The following is a 19914-nucleotide window of genomic DNA, read 5'->3' on the forward strand; positions in this document are numbered from 1 at the left end:
ACGGTTCGTACAGGCTATCGACACGGACGCCCCTGACCGCCGCGGTCGGCGCGGCGGTCAGGGGCGGGGTGACGTGCTGTCGGTCAGAAGTTGCCGCGCTTGGCCTGTTCGCGTTCGATGGCCTCGAACAGGGCCTTGAAGTTGCCCTTGCCGAAGCCGAGGGAGCCGTGGCGCTCGATGAGTTCGAAGAAAACCGTCGGCCGGTCACCGATCGGCTTGGTGAAGATCTGCAGAAGGTAACCGTCCTCGTCGCGGTCGACGAGGATGCCGCGCTTCTGCAACTCCTCGACCGGAACCCGTACTTCACCGATCCGGGCGCGCAGCGCGGGGTCCTCGTAGTACGAGTCGGGGGTGGCGAGGAACTCGACGCCTTCGTCGCGCAGCGTGTCCACGGAGGCGATGATGTCGTTCGTGGCGAGCGCCAGGTGCTGGGGGCCCGGCCCCTGGTAGAACTCCAGGAACTCGTCGATCTGGGACTTCTTCTTGCCCAGCGCCGGCTCGTTGAGCGGGAACTTCACCCGGTGGTTGCCGTTGGCCACGACCTTGCTCATGAGTGCCGAGTACTCGGTGGCGATGTCGTCACCGATGAACTCCGCCATGTTGGTGAAGCCCATGACCCGGTTGTAGAAGTCGACCCACTCGTCCATCTTGCCGAGTTCGACGTTGCCCACCACGTGGTCCAGGGCCTGGAAGATGCGCCGGGGGGCGCCGGGGCGCTTCACGTGCGAGGACGTCCGGGCCTCGTAGCCCGGCAGATAGGGGCCGTCGTACCGGGAGCGGTCGACGAGCGAGTGCCGGGTCGTGCCGTAGGCGGCGATGGCGGCCCGGCGCACCGTACCGTGCTCGTCGGTCATGTCGTGCGGCTCCTCCACCACGGTCGCCCCCTGGGCCCGCGCATGCGCCACACACCGGTCCACGTCCGGTACCTCCAGCGCGATGTCGACGACTCCGTCGCCGTGCAGGCGGTGCGCGTCCGCGACGGGGCTCGCCGGGTCGACCGCGCCCTGGAGCACGAAACGGATCGCACCGCTGCGCAGGACGAACGACTTGTGGTCGCGGTTGCCGGTCTCGGGACCGGAGTAGGCGATCAGCTCCATGCCGTAGGCCGACTGGTAGAAGTGCGCGGCCTGCGTGGCGTTGCCCACCGCCCAGACGACCGAGTCCCAGCCGGTGACCGGGAACGGGTCCGCGTCCGCGTCGTACTCGACCAGCCCGACGAGCTGCCTGAGCTGCGACAGGTCGAGTTCTGCCAGGCGCTCCTGATCGGTGAGGGTCTGCTCGATGCTCATGACGGAGTGCTCCTTCATCCGGACCGGCGGTGTACCGGGGGCCGTCCGGCGAAGGCCGGCCCCCAGCCATGCAGATAGCACAGCCCCGGAAGTGAAGCTGTGCAAGAGTCACGGAATGTGCTGCACAGACTGTCCTGTCTGCCCAGCAGTTCCCGTGATTTGCTGGACACATTGTTCAGTTTGAACGGTGGTGGTGACGGTGGTGGTGCTCGAAGGCGGTGAAGGCGGCCTCCTGACGCCACTGCACCTGTGCCCTGGGGCTCGCGGCCAGCAGACGGCGGCAGCGCGGGCCGGGCGGGCCGCCGCCCGGCCCGCCCGGCGTCCCGTCCCGGCAGCCGGCCACGAGGCGGTAACCGGTGGCCGTCGGATCGCCCTGCCAGATGCTCCCGCCCGGCAGGAAGGCGTACTCCAGCGAGGCCCTGGCCAGGTCCTTCAGCTCCGGGTACGACAGGCCGTAGGTGCCGGCGGCGTACTGGTACTCGTGGCTGATGTCGATACGGGACACGCCGGCGTCGTCGGTGGCAAGGACGGTCGGCACGCCGTGGGCGCGGTACGTCTCGAAGGGGTGTGCGCGGCCCCTGACACCGAGGATCTGCGCATTGCTGGTGAACGGGACCTCGACGGGGATCCGGCGGGCCGCCATCGTGCGGACCAGGTCCTGCCAGGCGTGCTCGTGGACCAGATCGACTCCGTGTCCGATGCGCTCGGCGCGGGCGACCCGGACCGCCTCGTCGATGTGGAACGCCAGGTCCGCGGGTTCGGCCAGGCCGGTCCATAGTTCCCCGGCGTGCAGGGTGAGACGGGCGTGCGGGTACTGGCTGCGCAGGTGGGCGAGCATGCGCAGGTGCAGGCGGTAGTCGCGCAGGGCGCGGGGCCGGTCCTCGGGCTGGACCAGGTCGACGGCGACGAACCGCGGGTCACGCTCGGCCAGCCGCATGCCCAGGGCGATTTGGGTGAAGACCTGTTCACGTGAACTGACGCGCAGGGCCTGGTAGATCAGGCGGACGGCCGGCCGGCAGGCCGGGCGGGGGCGGCTGGTGCCGCAGTGGGCGGTGGCGCGGAACCGGGCCTCGACGCCGTCGGTCTCCCCGCGCGCCGCGGCGACCAGCCGGTCGAGCCGTCCGCCGGCGAGGAGCTTGCGGTGCAGGCGGGCGAGGTCGTCGTCCCAGCCGACCGCGTCGGCGAGCCGGTCGGCGGCGTCGACGGCGGGCGTGACCATGGTCTCCAGGTAGAACTGGTTGTTCTCGGCCACGCCGTCGGCGACCTCGGCGAGCAACTCACCCTGGTGACGCCCGGCGACCAGGGCGAACTTGTCGAAGGTGGCGAAGAAGTGGTCGTGGCCGAGGCGGTCCGGCGGGAAGTCCTGCATCGACCAGGCCCGCAGGATCGCCCCCAGGAAGGCCGGGTCGGTGCGGGCATCGGCGGCGGGCCGCCGGATGCGGGCGTCGCAGGGCGGTACGACGGCGGTCATGGTGGCGGTCTCGACGCACAGGCCGTCGTCGGCGGCGAGCTTGATCAGGTACTCGGTCCGGGCCGCGCCTTCGAGGTGGTTGTGCAGGTCACCGCCCTTGGGCAGGCGCCGGAAGAAGTCGCGGGCCCGGACGGGGTGGTGACGCAGCGAGCGCAGGACGGCGTCCGTGCGGGCCTCGGCGGCGGTGACCGGACGGTGAGCGGCCGGGACGTCCGTGCGGGGCGTGGTCGAGACGCCAGGACGGGGCGGGGCCGGAACGGCCACGCCGGGCACGGAGGCGGGCACTGCCAGGGCGCTCGTGGGCCGGGCCGCGGCCGGCGTCGCGGACCGGGGCGTCAGCGAAGTGAGCAGGGCGAGCGCGCCGAGGCCGGTGACGAGGAGAGCGCGGCGTCGGCCCGTGGCCGGGCGGGTGCGGCGCCGGCCGTCGGCGCGGCGGAGACGGGAGGTCACCGCCGCATGATCGCCGCAGAGCCGGGCGAACGACGAGGCGCTGCCCGGTGTGTGGGCGACGGTCACCCGGGAGAAGGAGTCCCTGGGAGCCGGTGGCCTCGTGGCCTCAGCACCACACCGTCGCTCGTCACGACGGTGTGGTGAGGGTGGTTCAGCCGGTCCGGGCCCGCCCGGTCTCCGGGCTGTCGCCACGACGGTGCCGGGCCCCGGGTCCGGTGGCGCAGGTCGCCGTGGCGGGGAGGGTGCCGGCCCGCCCGGCGGGTGCGGGCGGGTCAGCCGGTCAGGGCCCGCCGGGTCTCGTGGCTGCCGCCACGACGGTGCCGGGCCCCGCATCCGGCGGCGACGCCGGCCGTCGCGGCGAGCAGGGCGCTGACCCACCCGGCGTCGCGGTAGTCACCGGTCGCCCCGGTCACCGCCCCGGCGATCAGCGGTCCGAGGAACGCACCCGCGTTGAACGCGACCGTCGCGAACGAGCCGCCCAGCGCCGGGGCGTCGGACGCGACATGCAGGACCCGGGCGATGAGCGTCGAGCCGACGCCGAACGACAGCCCGCCCAGGACGAGGGTCATGAGGAAGAGGGGCACCGCACGGGTGCTGGTCAGAGCGAGCGCCGCCCAGCCGAAGGGCAGCGCTCCCAGGGCGAGGAGCGCACCGCGCCGGAGCCGGCCCCGGGCCGTCCGGCCCGCCGTGTTCACGCCGATGAACGCGCCGGCTCCGAACGCGGCGAGCAGCCCGGGTACCGCACCGGCGGGCAGCCCGGCGACATCCGTGGCGATGACGGCCAGGTAGGCGAACGTCGCGAAGGTGGCCCCGTTGACCGCGGCACCGAGCGCCAACGCGAGCCGCACCGACGGGGACCTCAGGGCGCGCAGTTCCCGCCTGACCGGCACGTCGGACCGGCCCGCCGCGTCGACGGGCGCCGACCGGAACACCAGCGCCAGCGCGGGCAGGCACAGGGCGGCGACCGCCCAGAAGGCCGAACGCCAGCCGGACCACTCGCCGAGCAGGGCACCCGCGGGCACGCCGACGACGCAGGACAGCGTGACCCCCGACATGAGGACGGCGGTCACCCGGGCCGTCCGGTCCCGTGGTGCCAGCGCGGTCGCGACGCTCATCGCGACCGCGAGGAATCCCGCATTGACGACCGCGGCGAGGACACGGGTCGCGAACAGCACGGCGACGTCGGTCGTGACCGCGCCGACGACATGCACGGCGACGAAGGCGGTGAGGAATCCCGCCAGCGCGCGACGGCGTGGCCAGCGCGCGCTCAGGGCGGCCATCAGCGGCGCCCCGACGATCATGCCGACGGCGTACGCGGAGGTCAGGCCGGCCGCGGCGGCCACGGACACGGACAGATCGCGGGCGATGCCCGGTACCAGACCGGACAGCATGAACTCGGAGGTGCCCTGCGCGAAGACGGCGAGGGCGAGGACATGGACGAAGAAGGGCACGGAGTCGGCTCCAGCGGTGGGGTGCGGGCAGCAACCTCCGCGTGCTGGACGCCTGGGGTCCACCCGGTGCCGACAGGGACACGAGGGCCGAGAATCAGACAGAGGGTTCGAGAACCGGACCAGACACACGGAGCACGTGTCCGGTCACCGGCAGCGGGCCGACCGAGAGTTGTCTCGCTCGGTGGTCAATGGACCGCGGGCCGCCGGGTGACCGGCGGCTCCGCTCTGTCCGCCTCTGGGCTCATCACCCCGCGCACGCTACCCGTGCCTCCGCGGGCGATCAACCGGGTTACGGGCTCCGTGAGCCGGTCGCCGCCCGGGAGCGCACCGCTGGCGGCCGTCCGCGTACCGGGCGGGCGCTCAGGCCGTCGCCTTGCGGATGTGCGCGAGCAGCGTGCGCAGCTGCGCGCGGTCCCCGGTGTCCAGCACGGCCGTCGCCTCGGCGAGGGCCAGCCGGTCCACCTCCTCCGCCTCGCGGTGGCAGCGCAGGCCCTCGTCGGTGAGGCGCAGCAGGACGGCCCGCCGGTCGTGCGGATGGCGTACCCGCTCCACCAGACCGTCGCGTTCCATGCTGTCGACGATGCTGGTCGTGGTCCGCGCCGCGACTCCGGTCAGCTCGCTCAGGTCCCGCATGCGCAGCGGCCGTTCGGCCCGGGCGAGCATGCGCAGGGCACGCAGCCGGGCGACCGAGGCGCCCGACGCGCGCAGCCGGACCTCCACGAACCGGCGCAACTGGTGGGTGGTCTCGTACAACTCGTCGATCAGGATGTCACTGCTGCCCTGCACTGCCATGGCGCTTCCCCGCTTCGTCCGATATCCCAATTCTATGAGCACACACATAATGAGTAGGCTCAGCATGTGCTGCTGTTCCGACGTCGTCCCGTCCCGTCCCTCCTCACCTCGTCCCGCCCCAGCCAGCGGCTGGTCGTCCCCGTCATGTGCGTCTGCGTGACGTTCCTCGCGATCGTCGACGGAGCGATCACCACCGTCGCCCTTCCCTCGATCGCCCGGCAGTTCGGGCTGACCACCGCCGCCCTGGACGGGGTGGTCGTGGTCTACCCGGTCTGTCTGGCCATGGCCATCCCCGCCTCGGCCTGGCTGGTGGAGCGGTTCGGCGACAAGCGGGTCCTGCTCACCGCGCTGACCGGCTTCCTCGGCTCCTCGATGCTGTGCGGCGCCGCCGCCGGCCTCGGACAGCTTGTCGCCTGCCGCGCGCTACAGGGTATGTCCGCCGGAGTACTGTTCCCGGCCTCCGCGGCCCTGCTGTTCTCCACCTTCGACTCCACGGAGCAGATGCGGATATCCCGGTACATGATCATTCCCCAGCAGGTGGCCCCCGCCGCCGCGCCGGTCCTCGGCGGACTGCTCGTGGACCATCTCTCCTGGCGCTGGGTGTTCTACGTCAACCTGCCGCTCGGCCTGCCCGCCGTGCTGTTCGGCCTGCTGTTCCTGGCGGGGCACCGCGGCCACCGGCCCGGCCGTTTCGACCTGCCGGGCCTGCTGCTGAGCGCGTCGGCCCTGGGCGCCCTGATGTTCGGCGTCTGCGAAGGACCCAACCGGGGCTGGACCTCCGTGACCGTGGTCGTCGCCCTGGTGCTCGGCGCGGTGCTGCTCGCCGCGGCCGTCGGCTTCGGCCTGCGCGCCAGGGAACCGCTGCTGAAGCTCCGCCTCTTCGCCGACCGGCTGTTCCGGGACACCAACCTCCTCAATCTGGTGGGCCTGGTGCCGATCATGGGTGCGCTGTACCTTGGTCCGCTCTTTCTCCAGCAGGGGCAGGGCCGTACCGCGCTGGAGTCCGGGACCAGCACCTTCCCGGAGGCGTTCGGAGTGCTGCTGACGGTCCAGGTCGTCGGTGTCTGGTACGCGCGGATCGGTCCGCGGCTCATCACCGGCTGCGCGCTGGCCGGTGTCAGCGCGTCCCTGCTGCTTCTGGCCACCTGCGACCAGGGCACCGGACTGTGGACCTTCCGCGGCTACATGTTCCTGCTCGGCGTGGCCATGGGCGGGTTCTTCCTGCCGACGACAGTGGCTTCGCTGGCGACCATCCACAGACGGGACCTGGCCCAGGCGTCCACGCTGAACACCGTCGTACGCCAGACCGGGGGAGCGCTCGCGCCCGCGGTCGTGACCACGGCCCTGGTCCTCGGCACCCCCGCGGCCGCCGTGGCCGACCCGCCGATCTCCGCCTATCAGCACGCCTATCTGGCCCTCGCGGTGATCGCCGCGGTGACCGCGGTCTTCGCCTTCACCCTCCCCGACGGCCCGGCCCGCGCCGCGGCCCGCGGCACCACCGCGTCCGGCGGTTCCGCCGTGCCGGGACGGCGACGGGAGAGCGCCCACTGAGCGCTCCGCCGGCCGGAACCGGCCCGGACCGGACGCCGAAAAAAATGCACAGGTGAAACTGTACAGGTCAAACTGAATAAACTACCGTCGGGGCATGAGCAACGACCGCAATGAGCCGTCGGCGTCGGCCGGCCGCGCCGCACAGGACGTCCGGGTGGTGCTGGGACGCCTGCGCCGCCGGGTGCGCAGCGTCTCCGACGCCGACGACCTCACCCTCTCCCAGGCATCCGTACTCGCCCGGCTCTCCAAGGACGGGCCCGCCGCCACGAGCGCCCTCGCGTCCGCCGAGGGCGTCCGCCACCAGTCCATGGCCGCCACCGTCGCGGCCCTCGACCGGCTCGGACTCGTCGAGCGCCGGCCCGACCCCACGGACGGCCGGCGCCGGCTCGTCGCCCTCACCGACGGCGGCCGGGCCCGGGCCGAGGGCGACCGGCAGGCCCGGCAGGAATGGCTGGCCGGAGCGCTCCAGGAGCAGTGCTCCGAGGCGGAGCGGCAGACGGTGATCGACGCGATGGCCGTCCTGGAAAGGCTGATCCAGCCATGACCGACCCCGGCGACGCACGACGGTCCGCCACTCGGGGGACGGCATCCGGGGAGGGGCGGCAGGACGAGCGGGGGGAGCGGTTCGACCGCAGGCTGATACCCCCGATGGTCGTCGGCGCGATACTCAACCCGATCAACTCGACCATCGTCGCCGTCGCCCTCGTGCCCATCGGCGTGGCCTTGGGCGCGCCTCCCGCGCAGACGGCCTGGCTGGTCTCCGGGCTCTATCTCGCGACGGCCCTCGGGCAGCCCGTGGTCGGACGGCTCATCGACCTCTTCGGGCCACGGCGGCTGTTCCTGTTCAGCACGTCGCTGGTCGGCATCGCCGGTCTGGCCGGCACCTTCGCCCCGAACCTGGGCGTGCTGATCGGAGCCCGCGTCCTGCTCGGCTTCGGCACCTGCGCGGGCTATCCGGCCGCGATGTCCCTGCTGCGCAGCGAAGCGGAACGGACCGGCCGGGACAGTCCCAGCGGGATACTGACCACGCTCGTGATCGCCGGCCAGACCATAGCCGTGGTCGGTCCCTCCCTCGGCGGACTGCTGATCGGCGTGGGCGGCTGGCGCGCCACGTTCGCCCTCAACGTTCCACTGGCCGTGGTCGCCGTGCTGCTCGGCGCGCTCCGTCTGCCGAAGCCGCCGGACCGCCGGCCGGGCGACGCCCGGCGCGCGACCGCCGAACTGGACCTCCCCGGCATGGCGCTGTTCGCCGCGATGCTGGTGACGCTGCTGCTGTTCCTGATGAACCCGCACCTGAACACCTGGTACCTGTCCGTGCTCACCGTCGCGGCCGCGGCCGCCTTCGCGCGCCGCGAACTGCGTACCGCCGTACCCTTCATCGACCTGCGGGTCCTCCGCGGCAACCTGCCCCTGCTGGCCACCTACGCCCGTGCTCTGGTGGCGTACTCCGTCTCCTACGCCTTCCTGTACGGGTTCACCCAGTGGAGCGAGGAGGGCCGCGGACTCTCCCCGTCCCAGGCCGGTCTCGTGCAACTCCCGCTGTTCCTGATGGGCATCGGCGTGTCGGCGCTCACCGGCCGCCGTAAGAGCGTCCTGGGCAAGCTCGCCGTCGGCGCCACGGGACAGCTCGTCGCGTGCGCGCTGATCCTCCTGGTGGGCGGCAGCAGCCCGATCTGGCTGCTGCTGGTCATCGCGTTGGTCTTCGGCGTGCCGCAGGGGCTCAGCAATCTCGCCCTGCAGAACTCCGTCTACTACCAGGCCGACAGCGAGCGCATGGGTTCGTCCGCCGGGCTGCTGCGCACCTTCGTCTACCTGGGCTCGATGATCGCTTCCGTCGCCACGGCGGCGGCATTCGGGCAGCACGCCGATACCACCGGACTGCACCACCTGGCGTGGTTCATGCTCGCCGCGGGCGCCTTGTTCCTGCTCCTGACCGTGTGCGACCGCGGCCTGCGCCGTGCCGCCGCCGAGGCGCGCGGGACCGACGCGGACGACGATCACGAGGACGCGTCCTGACCGCCGCCGTGCGCGGCTGCCCGGCCGGTACCGGGCACGGGTCGCCGAGTGCGCCGTGCGGATCTAGCGTGTGAGGCGTACGGACGTCTCCCCGGACGCGGACGGCCGAGGCGCGGGCCCCCGGGATCCCCGGCCGCCCCGACGCGGACCGGGCCGTGCGTACCGCCGCGGCCGTGCACCGTACCCGCGGTCCGGGCCGTCGGGCCGACCGGTCCCGCGTGCCGTGGCGGCGCCTGCTCCAGGAGGAGGAGAACCATGGTCAAACGTGACGACATCGACATGGAGAAGACGGTCCAGGAGTGGACGGACCGCCTTGTCAGCGACCAGCGGGCGGCGATGGACAAGGACCGTGCCCGGCAGCTGGTGCGGGGCATCTACCGTTCGGCCCAGGACGACCTGCTCAACCGCAACGCCCAGGCGGAGTACGAACGAGAGGAGTGACCCTCGCCGTGCGGGGCGATTCCGGGGGAGGCCGGGGTCACCGGGGTCCGCAACCGCCCCGGACCGGCGCGGAGGTGCGCGTGGCGGGTCAGCCGAGCGGTATCCCCGCCGTGCGCGAGGGCACGGCGTCGAGCGCGGCGAGCGTTGCGTCGTCGAAGGTGATGGCGCCCGCCGCGAGGTTCTCCTCCAGGTGACCGGTGTCCCCGGTGCCGGGGATGAGGAGGACGTTCTCGGCGTGCCCGAGCAGCCAGGCCAGGCCGATCTGCGACGCAGTGCGGCCGAGGGAGCGCGCCGCGGCGAGCACGGCCGGCTCCTCGGTCACCTTCGGCATCCCGGCGAAGGCGCCGCCGAGCGGGAAGAACGGAACCCAGGCGATGCCCTCGGCGGCACAGAGCCGCAGCACCTCCTCGTCGGTGCGGGTCACCATGCTGTAGGCGTTCTGCACGCACACGATGCCGGCCGGCAGCGCCCGGCGCAGCACGTCGTACGTCACCGCGCTCAGACCGATCGCGCCGATCTTGCCTTCGTCGCGCAGCCCGGTCAGCACCGCGAGCTGGTCGTCGACGTCGACCACCTGGTCGCCCTCGGCGCGCAGCCCCGGCCCGGCGTCGGTGCGCCGCAGGTTCACGACCGGGATCCGCTCCATGCCCAGGCCCGCGAGGTTGGCCTCGACGCTCGCCCGAAGCTGCTCGGGCCGCTGTGCGAGGCGCAGCGGCAGGGGACCGCCCGGGTCGGGGTCGGCTCCGACCTTGCTGACCACGACCACCTGGTCCTGGGGGCGGATCGCCTCCCGGATCAGGTCGTTGACGAATCCGTCGCCGTAGAACTGTGCGGTGTCGATGTGGTCCACGCCCAGCTCGACAGCGCGTCGCAGCAGCGCGAGACCGGCCTTGCGGTCGTCGTGCAGCCGCTCCAGCTGCATCGCCCCGTACCCGATGCGGGAGACGGTGCGGCCGGCCAGTCGGCCGGGGCCTCCGGGGCGCGGGGCGCCGGCGGACGTGACTGAGGTGGGGGGAGTACCGGCAGAGGTCATGAGAAATGTGTCTCCGTGAGACGATGAGAGAAGCGGAGGACCCTCCGCTCTGTCGACTGTAGCACTACCGGAGGTGCCTCCGTTTTGTCTTCGCCGGACCCGGTGCCCACGAGCGCCCGAACCGACCCGCAGACCGGACCCGACCGTCCCGTGCGCGCCGACGCGCGGCGCAACCGCGACAGGCTGGTCGCCGTCGCCCGGACCGCCTTCACCGCCGGTGGCGACAGCGTCACGCTGGAGGGGATCGCGCGCGCCGCCGGAGTCGGCATTGGCACGCTCTACCGCCACTTCCCCACGCGTGAGGCGCTCGTCGAGGCCGTCTACGCCGCCGAACTCGACGAATTGACCGCGAGCGCGCCCGCCCTGCTCGACGAGTTCCCGCCCGAAGTCGCCCTGCGCGCCTGGATGGACCGCTACGCGGCGTTCTTCGCGACGAAGCACGGAATGCTCGACGCCCTCCGCGTCAGCTGGGCGTCGGGTGGCGTCGCGATCTCCGGCACGCGGGAGCGCATCACCGCCGCCCTCGGCACGATCCTCGCGGCCGGAGCCCGTACCGGAGCACTGCGCGAGGACGTGGCCGCCGACGACGTCACGATGCTGCTGCTCGGCGTGTTCCTCTCGCAGGGCGGCGACCGCGCGCCGGAGCAGACCGCCCGGCTGCTGGACCTCGTCGTCGACGCCGTGCGCCCGTAGCCCGCCGGTGCCGGGCGGGGCCGCCGTCCGCCTCGACGCCCGGCGCCGGCCGCGGCCCGGCCGCGACGGCGGGCCGGGCCCCACGGCCGCCGCTCGTCGGGAGGCGGTCCGGGCGCGGCCCGCGTGCACGGAGACGCTCCGAGCGCATCGACGGAGTTCCTATACGATTTCTGCGCGATCGTCGCATCGATATGGCTGGATTCAGGTGATTCACCGTCATGTCGCCCTGCCCGCCTCTCGGGACGATGAACCCAGGCACCAGGGATGATCGCCGTCGATCGTGCGGTTCGAAGGGTTGACGCGGGATCGGGTGTGACTGAACATCGCCATGTCAATTTCCTATTTGATTTCTGGGGGAGTGATGGGGATGCGTCTCCCGACCCGTTCCGTTCTGCCAGGAGTTGTCGCTGTCGTCGTGCTCATGGCCGGGTCGACGGCCTGCACCATCAGGACCTCCGGCGCGTCCTCGGACGGCCGGGCCGCCGCGCCCGTCCGCACCGGTACCGGCTCGGCCGAACTGACCGACGGGTCGGGCGTCAAGGTGGCCCTCGTACCCGGCGGCGCGCACCCGTACTTCCAGCCCTGGAAGGCGGCGGGCGCCGCGGCGCAGCAGCAGTACGGTCTCGGCGACGTGACGTTCGACGAGACCTCCGAGTGGGACCAGCAGAAGCAGGACGACCTGCTCTCCACCCTCGCGGCCCGCGGCTACAACGCGTTCGGGGTCTTCGGGGTCTCGCCCACCGACATCAACACCACCTTCGCCGACCTCAGGGCGCAGGGCTTCGCTGTGGCCTCGCTCGCCTCGTGCCCGGCCGGTGACACCGACGAGGCCGACTTCTGCCTCTCCACCGACGTGAAGGCCGCCGCCTACAAGGCGGCCAAGGCCGCGATCGACGCCATGGGCGGCAGGGGCACGCTCGTCCACCTCACCGGCAACAACGTCGACGCCAACACACAGATGCGGATCAAGGGCGTGAACGAGGCCGTCAAGGAGTCCGGCGGCAAGGTGAAGCTGCTCCAGACCATCACCGACGTCGACAAGGACCTGCAGACCGCGCAGAAGGCGGTCTCCGACCTGCTCGCGGCCAAGGGCGACCAGATCCAGGCGATCGTCACCACCGCCTACAACCCGGCCGTCGCCGCCGCGGACGCGGTCAAGAGGTCCGGATCCCACGCCAAGGTCGTCGCCATCGACGACGACGCCAAGATCCTCGGCGCGATCAGGGACGGCTCGGTCGCCGCGACCGTCGTGCAGAACCCCGTGGGGCAGGCCGAGGTCGGGACCTGGGCACTGGCACTGCTGCAGACGAAGCAGTGCACCATGCGCCACCCGGGCCAGATCGTCGACTCCGGTTCGTTCGTGGTCACGAAGACGAACGTGGGCACCTACGACACGGCCCGCGAGGCGAAGACCCAGGACCTGAAGAAACAGTTCGCGAGCACCGTCCTGGCCTGCAAGTGACCACCGTCGACACCACGGAGAGCGGACCTCACACGATGACCGTCATCACGACCGCCACGGCCCTGCTCGCCGACATCGCAGTGGAGAAGGACCGTACGGACGCCGTGCAGGCATTCGTCAAACAGGAGACGATCCTCGTCGAACTCACCACCGACGACGGCCTCCAGGGCACGGGCTACGCCTATACGATCGGCACCGGCGGATCGTCCGTCCTGGCCCTGCTCCGCGACCACCTGCTGCCCCTCCTCGTCGGAGCGGACGCCCGCAACGTCGAAGCACTCTGGAAGCGGCTGTTCTCCGCGACACGGGCCACCACCACCGGTGCCCTCACCTCCCTCGCCCTCGCCGCCGTGGACACCGCCCTGTGGGACCTGCGGTGCAAACGCGCCGGCGAACCGCTGTGGCGGCTGGCCGGCGGCCACCGCAGGGAGGTCCCGCTCTACGACACCGAAGGCGGCTGGCTCCACCTGAGCACCGACGAACTGGTCGAATCCGCGCTCCGGGCGCAGCAGGCCGGGTGGGCGGGCGTCAAGATCAAGGTGGGGAAGCCGCATGTGGCCGAGGACGCCGAACGACTGCGGGCGGTCCGCGAGGCGGTCGGCCCGTCGCTGCACATCATGACCGACGCCAACCAGTCGCAGACCGCCTCCTCGGCGCTCCAACTCGCGGCCGCCCTGGAACCCTACGGCCCGTACTGGCTGGAGGAACCCCTCCCCGCCGACGACATCAGCGGTCACGCCCGCCTCGCCGCCGCCACCAGAATTCCCGTCGCCGTCGGCGAGTCCATGTACTCCGCCATGCAGTTCCGCATCTACCTGGAGGCGGGCGCCGCCTCGGTCGTACAGGTCGACGCGGCGCGCGTGGGCGGCATCACACCGTGGCTGAAGGTCGCGCACACCGCGGAGAGCCACAACGCCGTGGTCTGCCCGCACTTCCTGATGGAACTGCACGTCAGCCTGGCCGCCGCGGTACCCAACGGCATGTTCGTCGAATACATCCCGCAGTTGCGAGCGGTGACCCGCACCGAACTGACGGTCCGTGACGGCCTGGCCGTGGCACCGGACGAGCCGGGCATCGGGATCGACTGGGACCTGGACGCCGTCGAGAACAGGAGGGTGGCATGACGACACCCGTCACGGCGCCGGAGAACGACAGCAGGTCCGACGGGACGGCCGGGCCGCGGCCCGCGCACCGGCTGCCGTTCTGGGTGAACCAGCGGCTCGGCCTGCTGGTGCTCACCCTCGCTCTCGCCGCGGTGTTCGGCGTGCTGCGGCCGGCCTTCCTCGACCAGCGCCTCGTGCTGTTCCCCCTGCTGCGGGACGTCTCGACGCTGACCGTGGTGGCGCTCGCCCAGATGGTGGTCCTCTCCGTGGGACACATGAACCTCGCCGTCGGCCGGATGGCGGCCTTCGGCGCCCTCTTCGCCGGCCTCGGCTACGACCGGCTCCACCTGCCGCTCCAACTCGGCCTGCTCCTGTGCCTGTTCGCCGGCGCCGCAGTCGGCGCCCTGGCCGGCTGGATCATCGCCCGGACCGGAGTGAGTTCCTTCGTGGTCACCCTGGCCATGGACTTCGCCCTGCTGGGCCTGGTCTCCCTGCTCTACTCGGCGCTGACCGAGAACGCGGCCTTCACCACCCGGCCGAGCGGGCTGATGGCCCTGCGTTCCTTCTCGCTCGCCGACATCTGCGTCGGCCGGGTCTGCGGATCCCCTGCCATTCCGCAGATGGCGCAGTTCACGGTCCTGGCGCTGGCCGGTCTCGGCTTCCTGTACGCCCGTACCCGCATCGGCCGGGAACTGCTGCTGACCGGGGCCAATCCGGCGGCGGCGGAGCTGTCGGGCATCCCCACGGGCCGCCGGGTGATCCTCGCGCACACCCTCTCCGGGCTGCTCGCCGCGCTCGCCGGATTCATGGCGGGCGCCGGCACCGGGACCTTCCGCGCCTCCATCGGCGAGGACTTCATGCTGCCCTCGTTCCTCGGCGCGGTCCTCGGCGGCACCCTCCTCACCGGCGGTGTCGTCTCCGTGCTCGGCGTGCTGCTCGGCACCTCCCTGGTCGGCGTCATCCGCAAGGGCCTCGACCTGCTCGGCGTCGGCCTGGAAAGCCTCAACATCTACCTCGGCTGCGTCCTCCTGCTGGCCCTGTCGGCCGACCGGGTGCGCACCGTCGTGTCCTACCGCAAGGTGGTGCGCTCCACGTGATCACCCTCGACGGCCGCGCGGCCCGCACCGGCGCGGTCCTGCGCCGCTTCGCCCGGTCCACGACCATGACGCTGCTGTGCGTGACGGTGGCCGGATACCTCGCCCTGGGGCTCGCCTCCTCCGGTGACTTCTTCCAGGGACCGGCGACCCGGACCTTCCTGCAGTACCTGGCGACGCCCATCCTCATCGGACTCGCCCAGATGGCCGCGCTCTGTGTCGGACAACTCAACCTCGCCGTCGGTGCCCTGGGCGGCTTCACCGCCTGTCTGACGGGCGCCCTCATGACCGACAGCGGTGTCCCGGCACCGGTCGCCGTCGTGGCGGGTGTGGCCGTGGCGACCCTGGTCGGCCTGATGACCGGCGTGTTCATCGTCGTCACACGGATCAACGGCTTCATCGTCACGCTCGGAACGATGACCATCCTGCTGGGCGCCCAGTACCGGCTGACCGGCACCCGCACCATCGACGGCTACTCCCCGGCCCTCAGGGACCTCGGCCGGGCCGCCCCGCTGAACCTCCCGCTGGTGTTCCTGACCGCGCTGGCCGCGGCGGCCCTGCTGGCCGCGTTCATGCACCGCGCGACCGCCGGCCGGCGACTCCTGGCGGCGGGCGGCAACCCGCTGGCGGCGCGGCTGTCCGGCATCTCCACCGACCGGCAGATCGTGCTGGCCCACACCCTGTCCGGCCTGCTGGTCGGCGTCGCCGCCGTGACCGCGACGGCATCGCTGCCCGGTGTCAACAGCAGCGTCGGCGGCGACTGGCTGCTGCCGAGCTTCGCCGCTCCGATCATCGGCGGCGTCGCGCTGAACGGCGGGTCCGTCGCGGTGCTCGGCACGGTGCTGGCGGCGTTCGTGATGCGGCTCATCGATGCCGCGCGCGCCCAGTTCTCGCTCGACCCGAGCTGGGTGAACTTCCTCATCGGACTGGTCGTGCTCGGCACGGTGGTCGGCGGCCACATCCACCGGACACACCTGGAAAGGCAGGGGAAGGCGCAGGGACGAACCCCGCCGGTGCCCGTCGGCCGCGGACCGACGGCCGACGCCGCCCCGCCGAACGCGAAAGGTACGCGATGAGCGACGTCCTTCTCGAATGCACGCAGATCGTCAAGGTCTTTCCCGGAGTGCGCGCCCTGGACGGCGTCGGCCTGCACCTGACGGCCGGATCCGTGCACGCGCTGCTGGGCGAGAACGGTGCGGGGAAGTCCACCCTCATCAAGGTCCTGACCGGCGTCCACACACCCGACGGCGGCCGGCTCACCCGGCGCGGCGACGAGGTCCACCTGCGCACGCCGCTGGACGCCACCCGGACCGGCATCGGCGTCGTCCACCAGGAACGCAACCTCATACCCGGCTTCTCGGTGGCGGAGAACATCACGTTGCAGAACCCGCCCGCCCGCCGCGGAGTCGTCGACCGCACGGCCATGGACGCCCCCGCCCTGCGCTGCCTGGCGGAACTGGGCCTGGACCTCGACCCGCACCAGCCGGTACGTGAACTGTCCGTGGCCCAGCAGCAGTTGGTGGAGATCGCGAAGGCGCTGTACACCGAGAGCGAGGTACTGCTCCTCGACGAGCCGACCGCCTCCCTGTCCCCGCAGGAGGCCGACCGCCTCTTCGACGTCGTCCGGCGGCTGACGGCCCGTGACACCTGTGTCGTCTTCGTCAGCCACAAGCTCGAAGAGGTCTTCGCGGTCTGCGACACCGTCACCGTGCTGCGGGACGGCAGATCGGTGCTGGAGTCCGCACCGCTCGCCGACCACACCCACGACGACATCGTGAACCTGATGGTCGGCCGCGCGCACACGGCGACCGAGATGCGGCCACGCACCCCGGACCGGACGGCCGTCCCGGTCCTCGAACTCGACGGGATCGCCACCGCCGACGGCCACCGCGACATCAGCCTGGCGGTGCGGCCCGGCGAGATCGTCGGCCTCTACGGACTTGTCGGCGCCGGACGCAGCGAACTGGTCAAGGCCGTACTGGGCCTCGACCGGGTCACCGGCGGCGAGATCAGGATGCACGGCAGACCGGTCCGGATCGACTCGCCCCGCCAGGCGCTGCACGAGTTCGGCATCGGCTACCTGACCGAGAACCGCAAGGAAGAGGGCGTCTTCCTGGAGCAGCCCATCCACCGCAACATCACGGTCACCGTATGGCGGAGGCTGGCGAAGGCCCTCGGGTACGTATCCGCCGCTGAGGAGCACAAGGTGGCGCAGGACCTGGTCGAACGCCTCGGCATCCGGATCTCGGGGCTCGGACAGAACGCCGGTGAACTGTCCGGCGGCAACCAGCAGAAGGTGAGCCTGGCGAAATGGCTCGCCGCCGACACCCGGCTGCTCGTCGTCGACGAGCCGACCGTGGGCATCGACGTGCGCACCAAGCACGCCTTCCACGAACTCCTGTGGGACCTGGCCCGCGGTGGCCTGCCGATCCTGCTGATCAGCAGCGACCTCACCGAGATGATCACGCTGGCGGACCGTGTCCTCGTCATGGCCGGCCACCGCGTCCGCGGCGAACTCGACAACGACCGCGACTACGAACGGATGAGCGGCCGGATCATCCGCATCATCCACGACCGCACACTCCCGGCCGTGACCGCGCGGCAGGCGGCACAGCCGTGAGCGCCCACCGGCTGCGGATGCCCTGACCGGCCCGGGCACCCGCGCGACCGAGCCGGCCGGGCAACGTCCTCACCTCGGTAAACTGCTCCGGTCCGACACCCCGGAGCGGCAGGAGCAGGAGAACGGATGCCACCGTACGACAGTCCCGCCGCCCGGGGTCCGGAGCCCGAAGCAGGCGGCCGGGCCGCCCGGCCCGGCCGACAGGTCCTCTCGGACAGCGTCTACGAACAGATCAAGGCCATGGTCATGGACCATGAGATCGCCCCCGGCGCACGCGTCGGGATCGAGGCGCTGTCGCGTGCCCTCGGGGTCTCGCCCACCCCCGTCCGTGAGGCGCTGGCCAGACTCGAATCCGACGGGCTCGTGGTGAAGAGGTCGCTGTCCGGGTACCGGGCGACCGAACTGCTGACCCGCGAGGGCCTTGAGGAACTCTTCGAGATGCGCCTCCTCCTGGAGCCGAGGGCCGCGGCGCTCGCCGCCGTCCACGCCACCGAGGAGCAACTCGACTCCATCGAACGGCTCGTGGAGGAGATGCAGTCGCAACCTGGCCCGACGGGACGGTACGCGGACTACCGTGACTTCGCCGCTCTCGACCAGCGCTTCCACGACGCCGTCGCGTCGGCCTCGCACCGTTCGCTGCTCGTCGACGCGGTGGAACGTCTCCACTCCCATCTGCATGTCTTCCGGCTCAGAAGTGCCGCAAGCGCCGACGACCCCACGCTGGCGGAACACGAACGGGTCGTCCGCGCGATCCTGCGCCGCAAACCCGACCGTGCCGCGGAGGCCATGGCCGAGCACCTGGCGCGCAGCCTGCGGCGCCAACTGGACCAGGACCCGGGGGCCTGACCAGCGGCGCGGAACCGCCCGCTCGGCGTGCCGTGGTGTCAGCGTGCCGTAGTGAGGGAGCCGGCGACCGCGGCGAGCAGGGCGTCCCCGTCGGCGGCCGAGCCGTCCGCGGCCCAGCAGACGTACCCGTCGGGACGGACGAGCAGGGCGGTGGCGCCCAGATCCTCGGTGCACCTGGCGCGGACGAGGTCGACCCGTGGCGGGAGCCGGAGGCCGGCCGGGACGGTCCTGGCCAGATCCAGCAGGACCGCGTGGCCCGAACCGAACAGCGTCGCCGGCCGGACCGGACCGGCGTCGGTGACCAGGTCGGCGTCCGGCATGCGCCGTCCGGTGAGCGGATGGTCCCCGGACAGGTCGTAGCGCAGCGAGAGGCCGGACATCAGCCCGGCGAGATGGCGGTTGGTGTCGGGCAGCCGCAGCAGGTCGGTGACGATGTCACGGAGGGCGGCCACGTCCTCGCTCGGGTTCGCGTCGGCCAGGACCCGCTGTGCCGAGGTGTGCCGCAGGACCTGCGCCGCGACCGGATGCCGTTCGTCGTGGTAGCTGTCCAGCAGGCCGTTCGGCGCCCGGTCCTGGACGGCCGCGGCCAGTTTCCAGCCGAGGTTGAACGCGTCCTGTATGCCGAGGTTGAGACCCTGGCCGCCCAGCGGCGAGTGGATGTGCGCGGCGTCGCCCGCGAACAGGACACGGCCCACGCGGTAGTGCTCCAGTTGCCGGGTGGCGTCGGAGAACCGCGAGGAGTTTTCCACGGCGCCGAGAACGGTCTGCTCGCCGTACACGGCGTGCAGCGCCGCGGTGATCTCCTCGCGGGTGACGGGGGTGTCGCGGGCGGTGTCCGCCTGCTCGGCGTGCCCGAAGGTGATCCGGTACCGGTCACCGCCGAGCGGGACCAGCATGGCCCAGTGGCCGCCCGCACGACGGGTCAGACTGCTCATGTGCCCGATCTGCCGGGGCACCAGCGGCGACACGGCGGACAGACGGATGTCGGCCAGCACCGCCTGGTGCGTCCCGGGCCGGCCGGGAAACGGCAGCCCGAGCAGTTTTCGCACCGTACTGTGACCGCCGTCGCAGGCCACCAGGTGACGAGCCCGCACCCGCAGGCCGTCCGCGGTCACGACCACACCGTCGGCGTCGGGTTCGACCCCTGAGACGGCGGCGCCGCGCAGCACCCGTGCGCCGGCCGCGACCACCCGTTCTTCGAGCACCTCCTCGATCTCCCACTGCGGGATCGCGATCGGAAAGGGATGCCGGGTCCGCCAGGGTGTGCAGTCCAAGGGCACGGGCAGGGCCGCGAAATGCCCGCCCACCGGATCGCGCGGCACGGCCCGCCGCAGCAGCGGCTCCAGCAGCCCGCGCGAGTCGAGCAGTTCGGCGGTACGGGGCTGGATCCCGCCGCCCTTCACCTGCTCGACGCGCCGGGGCAACTGTTCCACCAGCAGGGTCCTGACCCCGGCCAGAGCCAGTTCGTACGCCAGCGTCAGCCCGGTCGGACCGGCACCCACGACGACCACCTCGGCCGTGCTCTCCGCCACCGCGGACACACCTTCCACCACCGTCGCTCCTCCTCATCTCTCGCCTGAGAGGAAATGTATACCAGGTGTA

The 19914-nt window shown here is 72.0% G+C and carries 17 protein-coding genes; 11 read left to right on the top strand and 6 right to left on the bottom strand.

Features of this window, described 5'->3' with window-relative positions; genetic code table 11:
* Positions 1-83 precede the first annotated feature (83 nt).
* From hppD to ACFY2B_RS29060, 4 genes are all read right to left on the bottom strand, one after another.
* Positions 84-1289 carry a 4-hydroxyphenylpyruvate dioxygenase gene (hppD, locus tag ACFY2B_RS29045; protein WP_390766019.1) on the bottom strand — a complete coding sequence of 402 codons (1206 nt, stop codon included), beginning with the start codon at positions 1287-1289 and terminating at the stop codon, positions 84-86.
* Between the two features lie 175 nt (positions 1290-1464).
* Entirely contained in the window at positions 1465-3111 is a 1647-nt protein-coding gene (locus tag ACFY2B_RS29050) for an adenosine deaminase (RefSeq protein WP_390766074.1), read from the bottom strand.
* 371 nt (positions 3112-3482) lie between these two features.
* Entirely contained in the window at positions 3483-4661 is a 1179-nt protein-coding gene (locus tag ACFY2B_RS29055) for a Cmx/CmrA family chloramphenicol efflux MFS transporter (RefSeq protein ID WP_390766020.1), read from the bottom strand.
* 360 nt (positions 4662-5021) lie between these two features.
* Positions 5022-5453, bottom strand: a complete 432-nt coding sequence (locus ACFY2B_RS29060; protein ID WP_390766021.1) for a MarR family winged helix-turn-helix transcriptional regulator — start codon at positions 5451-5453, stop codon at positions 5022-5024.
* A 144-nt stretch (positions 5454-5597) separates the two neighbouring features.
* Between ACFY2B_RS29060 and ACFY2B_RS29065 the strand changes: the two genes are divergently transcribed.
* From ACFY2B_RS29065 to ACFY2B_RS29080, 4 genes are all read left to right on the top strand, one after another.
* Positions 5598-7004, top strand: a complete 1407-nt coding sequence (locus ACFY2B_RS29065) for a DHA2 family efflux MFS transporter permease subunit (protein WP_390766075.1) — start codon at positions 5598-5600, stop codon at positions 7002-7004.
* 94 nt (positions 7005-7098) lie between these two features.
* Complete coding sequence (locus ACFY2B_RS29070) at positions 7099-7548, top strand: MarR family winged helix-turn-helix transcriptional regulator (protein ID WP_390766022.1); 450 nt, start codon at positions 7099-7101, stop codon at positions 7546-7548.
* Positions 7545-9020 (top strand): MFS transporter, encoded by a 1476-nt coding sequence (locus ACFY2B_RS29075; RefSeq protein ID WP_390766023.1) that lies wholly within the window; start codon positions 7545-7547, stop codon positions 9018-9020. Before ACFY2B_RS29070 ends, ACFY2B_RS29075 begins: the two co-directional genes overlap by 4 nt.
* 255 nt (positions 9021-9275) lie before the next feature.
* Positions 9276-9461 (top strand): hypothetical protein, encoded by a 186-nt coding sequence (locus tag ACFY2B_RS29080; protein ID WP_376532297.1) that lies wholly within the window; start codon positions 9276-9278, stop codon positions 9459-9461.
* A gap of 88 nt (positions 9462-9549) precedes the next feature.
* Here the strand turns inward: ACFY2B_RS29080 and ACFY2B_RS29085 are convergent, their stop codons facing one another.
* Complete coding sequence (locus ACFY2B_RS29085) at positions 9550-10494, bottom strand: aldo/keto reductase (protein WP_390766024.1); 945 nt, start codon at positions 10492-10494, stop codon at positions 9550-9552.
* Between the two features lie 84 nt (positions 10495-10578).
* Here ACFY2B_RS29085 and ACFY2B_RS29090 point away from each other — a divergent pair, with 84 nt between their 5' ends.
* The 7 genes from ACFY2B_RS29090 to ACFY2B_RS29120 all read left to right on the top strand — a co-directional run bounded on the left by ACFY2B_RS29090 (position 10579) and on the right by ACFY2B_RS29120 (position 18312).
* On the top strand, positions 10579-11187 hold the full coding sequence (locus tag ACFY2B_RS29090; protein WP_390766025.1) for a TetR/AcrR family transcriptional regulator: 609 nt from the start codon (positions 10579-10581) through the stop codon (positions 11185-11187).
* A gap of 367 nt (positions 11188-11554) precedes the next feature.
* Complete coding sequence (locus tag ACFY2B_RS29095) at positions 11555-12649, top strand: substrate-binding domain-containing protein (RefSeq protein WP_390766026.1); 1095 nt, start codon at positions 11555-11557, stop codon at positions 12647-12649.
* A gap of 35 nt (positions 12650-12684) precedes the next feature.
* A complete protein-coding gene (locus tag ACFY2B_RS29100) occupies positions 12685-13773 on the top strand; it encodes a mandelate racemase/muconate lactonizing enzyme family protein (protein WP_390766027.1) in 1089 nt (362 codons plus the stop codon).
* The gene (locus ACFY2B_RS29105; RefSeq protein WP_390766028.1) at positions 13770-14849 is read left to right on the top strand and encodes an ABC transporter permease; all 1080 of its coding nucleotides are present in this window, start codon (positions 13770-13772) and stop codon (positions 14847-14849) included. Before ACFY2B_RS29100 ends, ACFY2B_RS29105 begins: the two co-directional genes overlap by 4 nt.
* Positions 14846-15922: an ABC transporter permease gene (locus tag ACFY2B_RS29110; protein ID WP_390766029.1), complete on the top strand. Its 1077-nt coding sequence runs from the start codon at positions 14846-14848 to the stop codon at positions 15920-15922. The genes ACFY2B_RS29105 and ACFY2B_RS29110 overlap by 4 nt, the downstream gene beginning before the upstream one ends.
* Positions 15919-17466: a sugar ABC transporter ATP-binding protein gene (locus ACFY2B_RS29115; RefSeq protein WP_390766030.1), complete on the top strand. Its 1548-nt coding sequence runs from the start codon at positions 15919-15921 to the stop codon at positions 17464-17466. Before ACFY2B_RS29110 ends, ACFY2B_RS29115 begins: the two co-directional genes overlap by 4 nt.
* Positions 17467-17592: 126 nt before the next feature.
* On the top strand, positions 17593-18312 hold the full coding sequence (locus ACFY2B_RS29120) for a GntR family transcriptional regulator (RefSeq protein WP_390766031.1): 720 nt from the start codon (positions 17593-17595) through the stop codon (positions 18310-18312).
* 38 nt (positions 18313-18350) lie between these two features.
* On the opposite strand, the gene ACFY2B_RS29125 is transcribed toward ACFY2B_RS29120, so the two are convergent.
* Positions 18351-19865, bottom strand: a complete 1515-nt coding sequence (locus ACFY2B_RS29125) for an FAD-dependent monooxygenase (RefSeq protein WP_390766032.1) — start codon at positions 19863-19865, stop codon at positions 18351-18353.
* Positions 19866-19914 lie beyond the last annotated feature (49 nt).

Origin of the sequence: Streptomyces sp. NPDC001270 (assembly GCF_042896695.1) — a bacterium.
GTDB lineage: Bacteria > Actinomycetota > Actinomycetes > Streptomycetales > Streptomycetaceae > Streptomyces.

What these genes read in the sequence shown, in the direction of transcription:
- hppD (WP_390766019.1), bottom strand. Translation starts at nt 1,289, where the DNA reads ATGAGCATCGAGCAGACCCTCACCGATCAGGAGCGCCTGGCAGAACTC.
- ACFY2B_RS29060 (WP_390766021.1), bottom strand. Translation starts at nt 5,453, where the DNA reads ATGGCAGTGCAGGGCAGCAGTGACATCCTGATCGACGAGTTGTACGAG.
- ACFY2B_RS29065 (WP_390766075.1), top strand. Translation starts at nt 5,598, where the DNA reads ATGTGCGTCTGCGTGACGTTCCTCGCGATCGTCGACGGAGCGATCACC.
- ACFY2B_RS29070 (WP_390766022.1), top strand. Translation starts at nt 7,099, where the DNA reads ATGAGCAACGACCGCAATGAGCCGTCGGCGTCGGCCGGCCGCGCCGCA.
- ACFY2B_RS29075 (WP_390766023.1), top strand. Translation starts at nt 7,545, where the DNA reads ATGACCGACCCCGGCGACGCACGACGGTCCGCCACTCGGGGGACGGCA.
- ACFY2B_RS29080 (WP_376532297.1), top strand. Translation starts at nt 9,276, where the DNA reads ATGGTCAAACGTGACGACATCGACATGGAGAAGACGGTCCAGGAGTGG.
- ACFY2B_RS29085 (WP_390766024.1), bottom strand. Translation starts at nt 10,494, where the DNA reads ATGACCTCTGCCGGTACTCCCCCCACCTCAGTCACGTCCGCCGGCGCC.
- ACFY2B_RS29095 (WP_390766026.1), top strand. Translation starts at nt 11,555, where the DNA reads ATGCGTCTCCCGACCCGTTCCGTTCTGCCAGGAGTTGTCGCTGTCGTC.
- ACFY2B_RS29100 (WP_390766027.1), top strand. Translation starts at nt 12,685, where the DNA reads ATGACCGTCATCACGACCGCCACGGCCCTGCTCGCCGACATCGCAGTG.
- ACFY2B_RS29105 (WP_390766028.1), top strand. Translation starts at nt 13,770, where the DNA reads ATGACGACACCCGTCACGGCGCCGGAGAACGACAGCAGGTCCGACGGG.
- ACFY2B_RS29115 (WP_390766030.1), top strand. Translation starts at nt 15,919, where the DNA reads ATGAGCGACGTCCTTCTCGAATGCACGCAGATCGTCAAGGTCTTTCCC.
- ACFY2B_RS29120 (WP_390766031.1), top strand. Translation starts at nt 17,593, where the DNA reads ATGCCACCGTACGACAGTCCCGCCGCCCGGGGTCCGGAGCCCGAAGCA.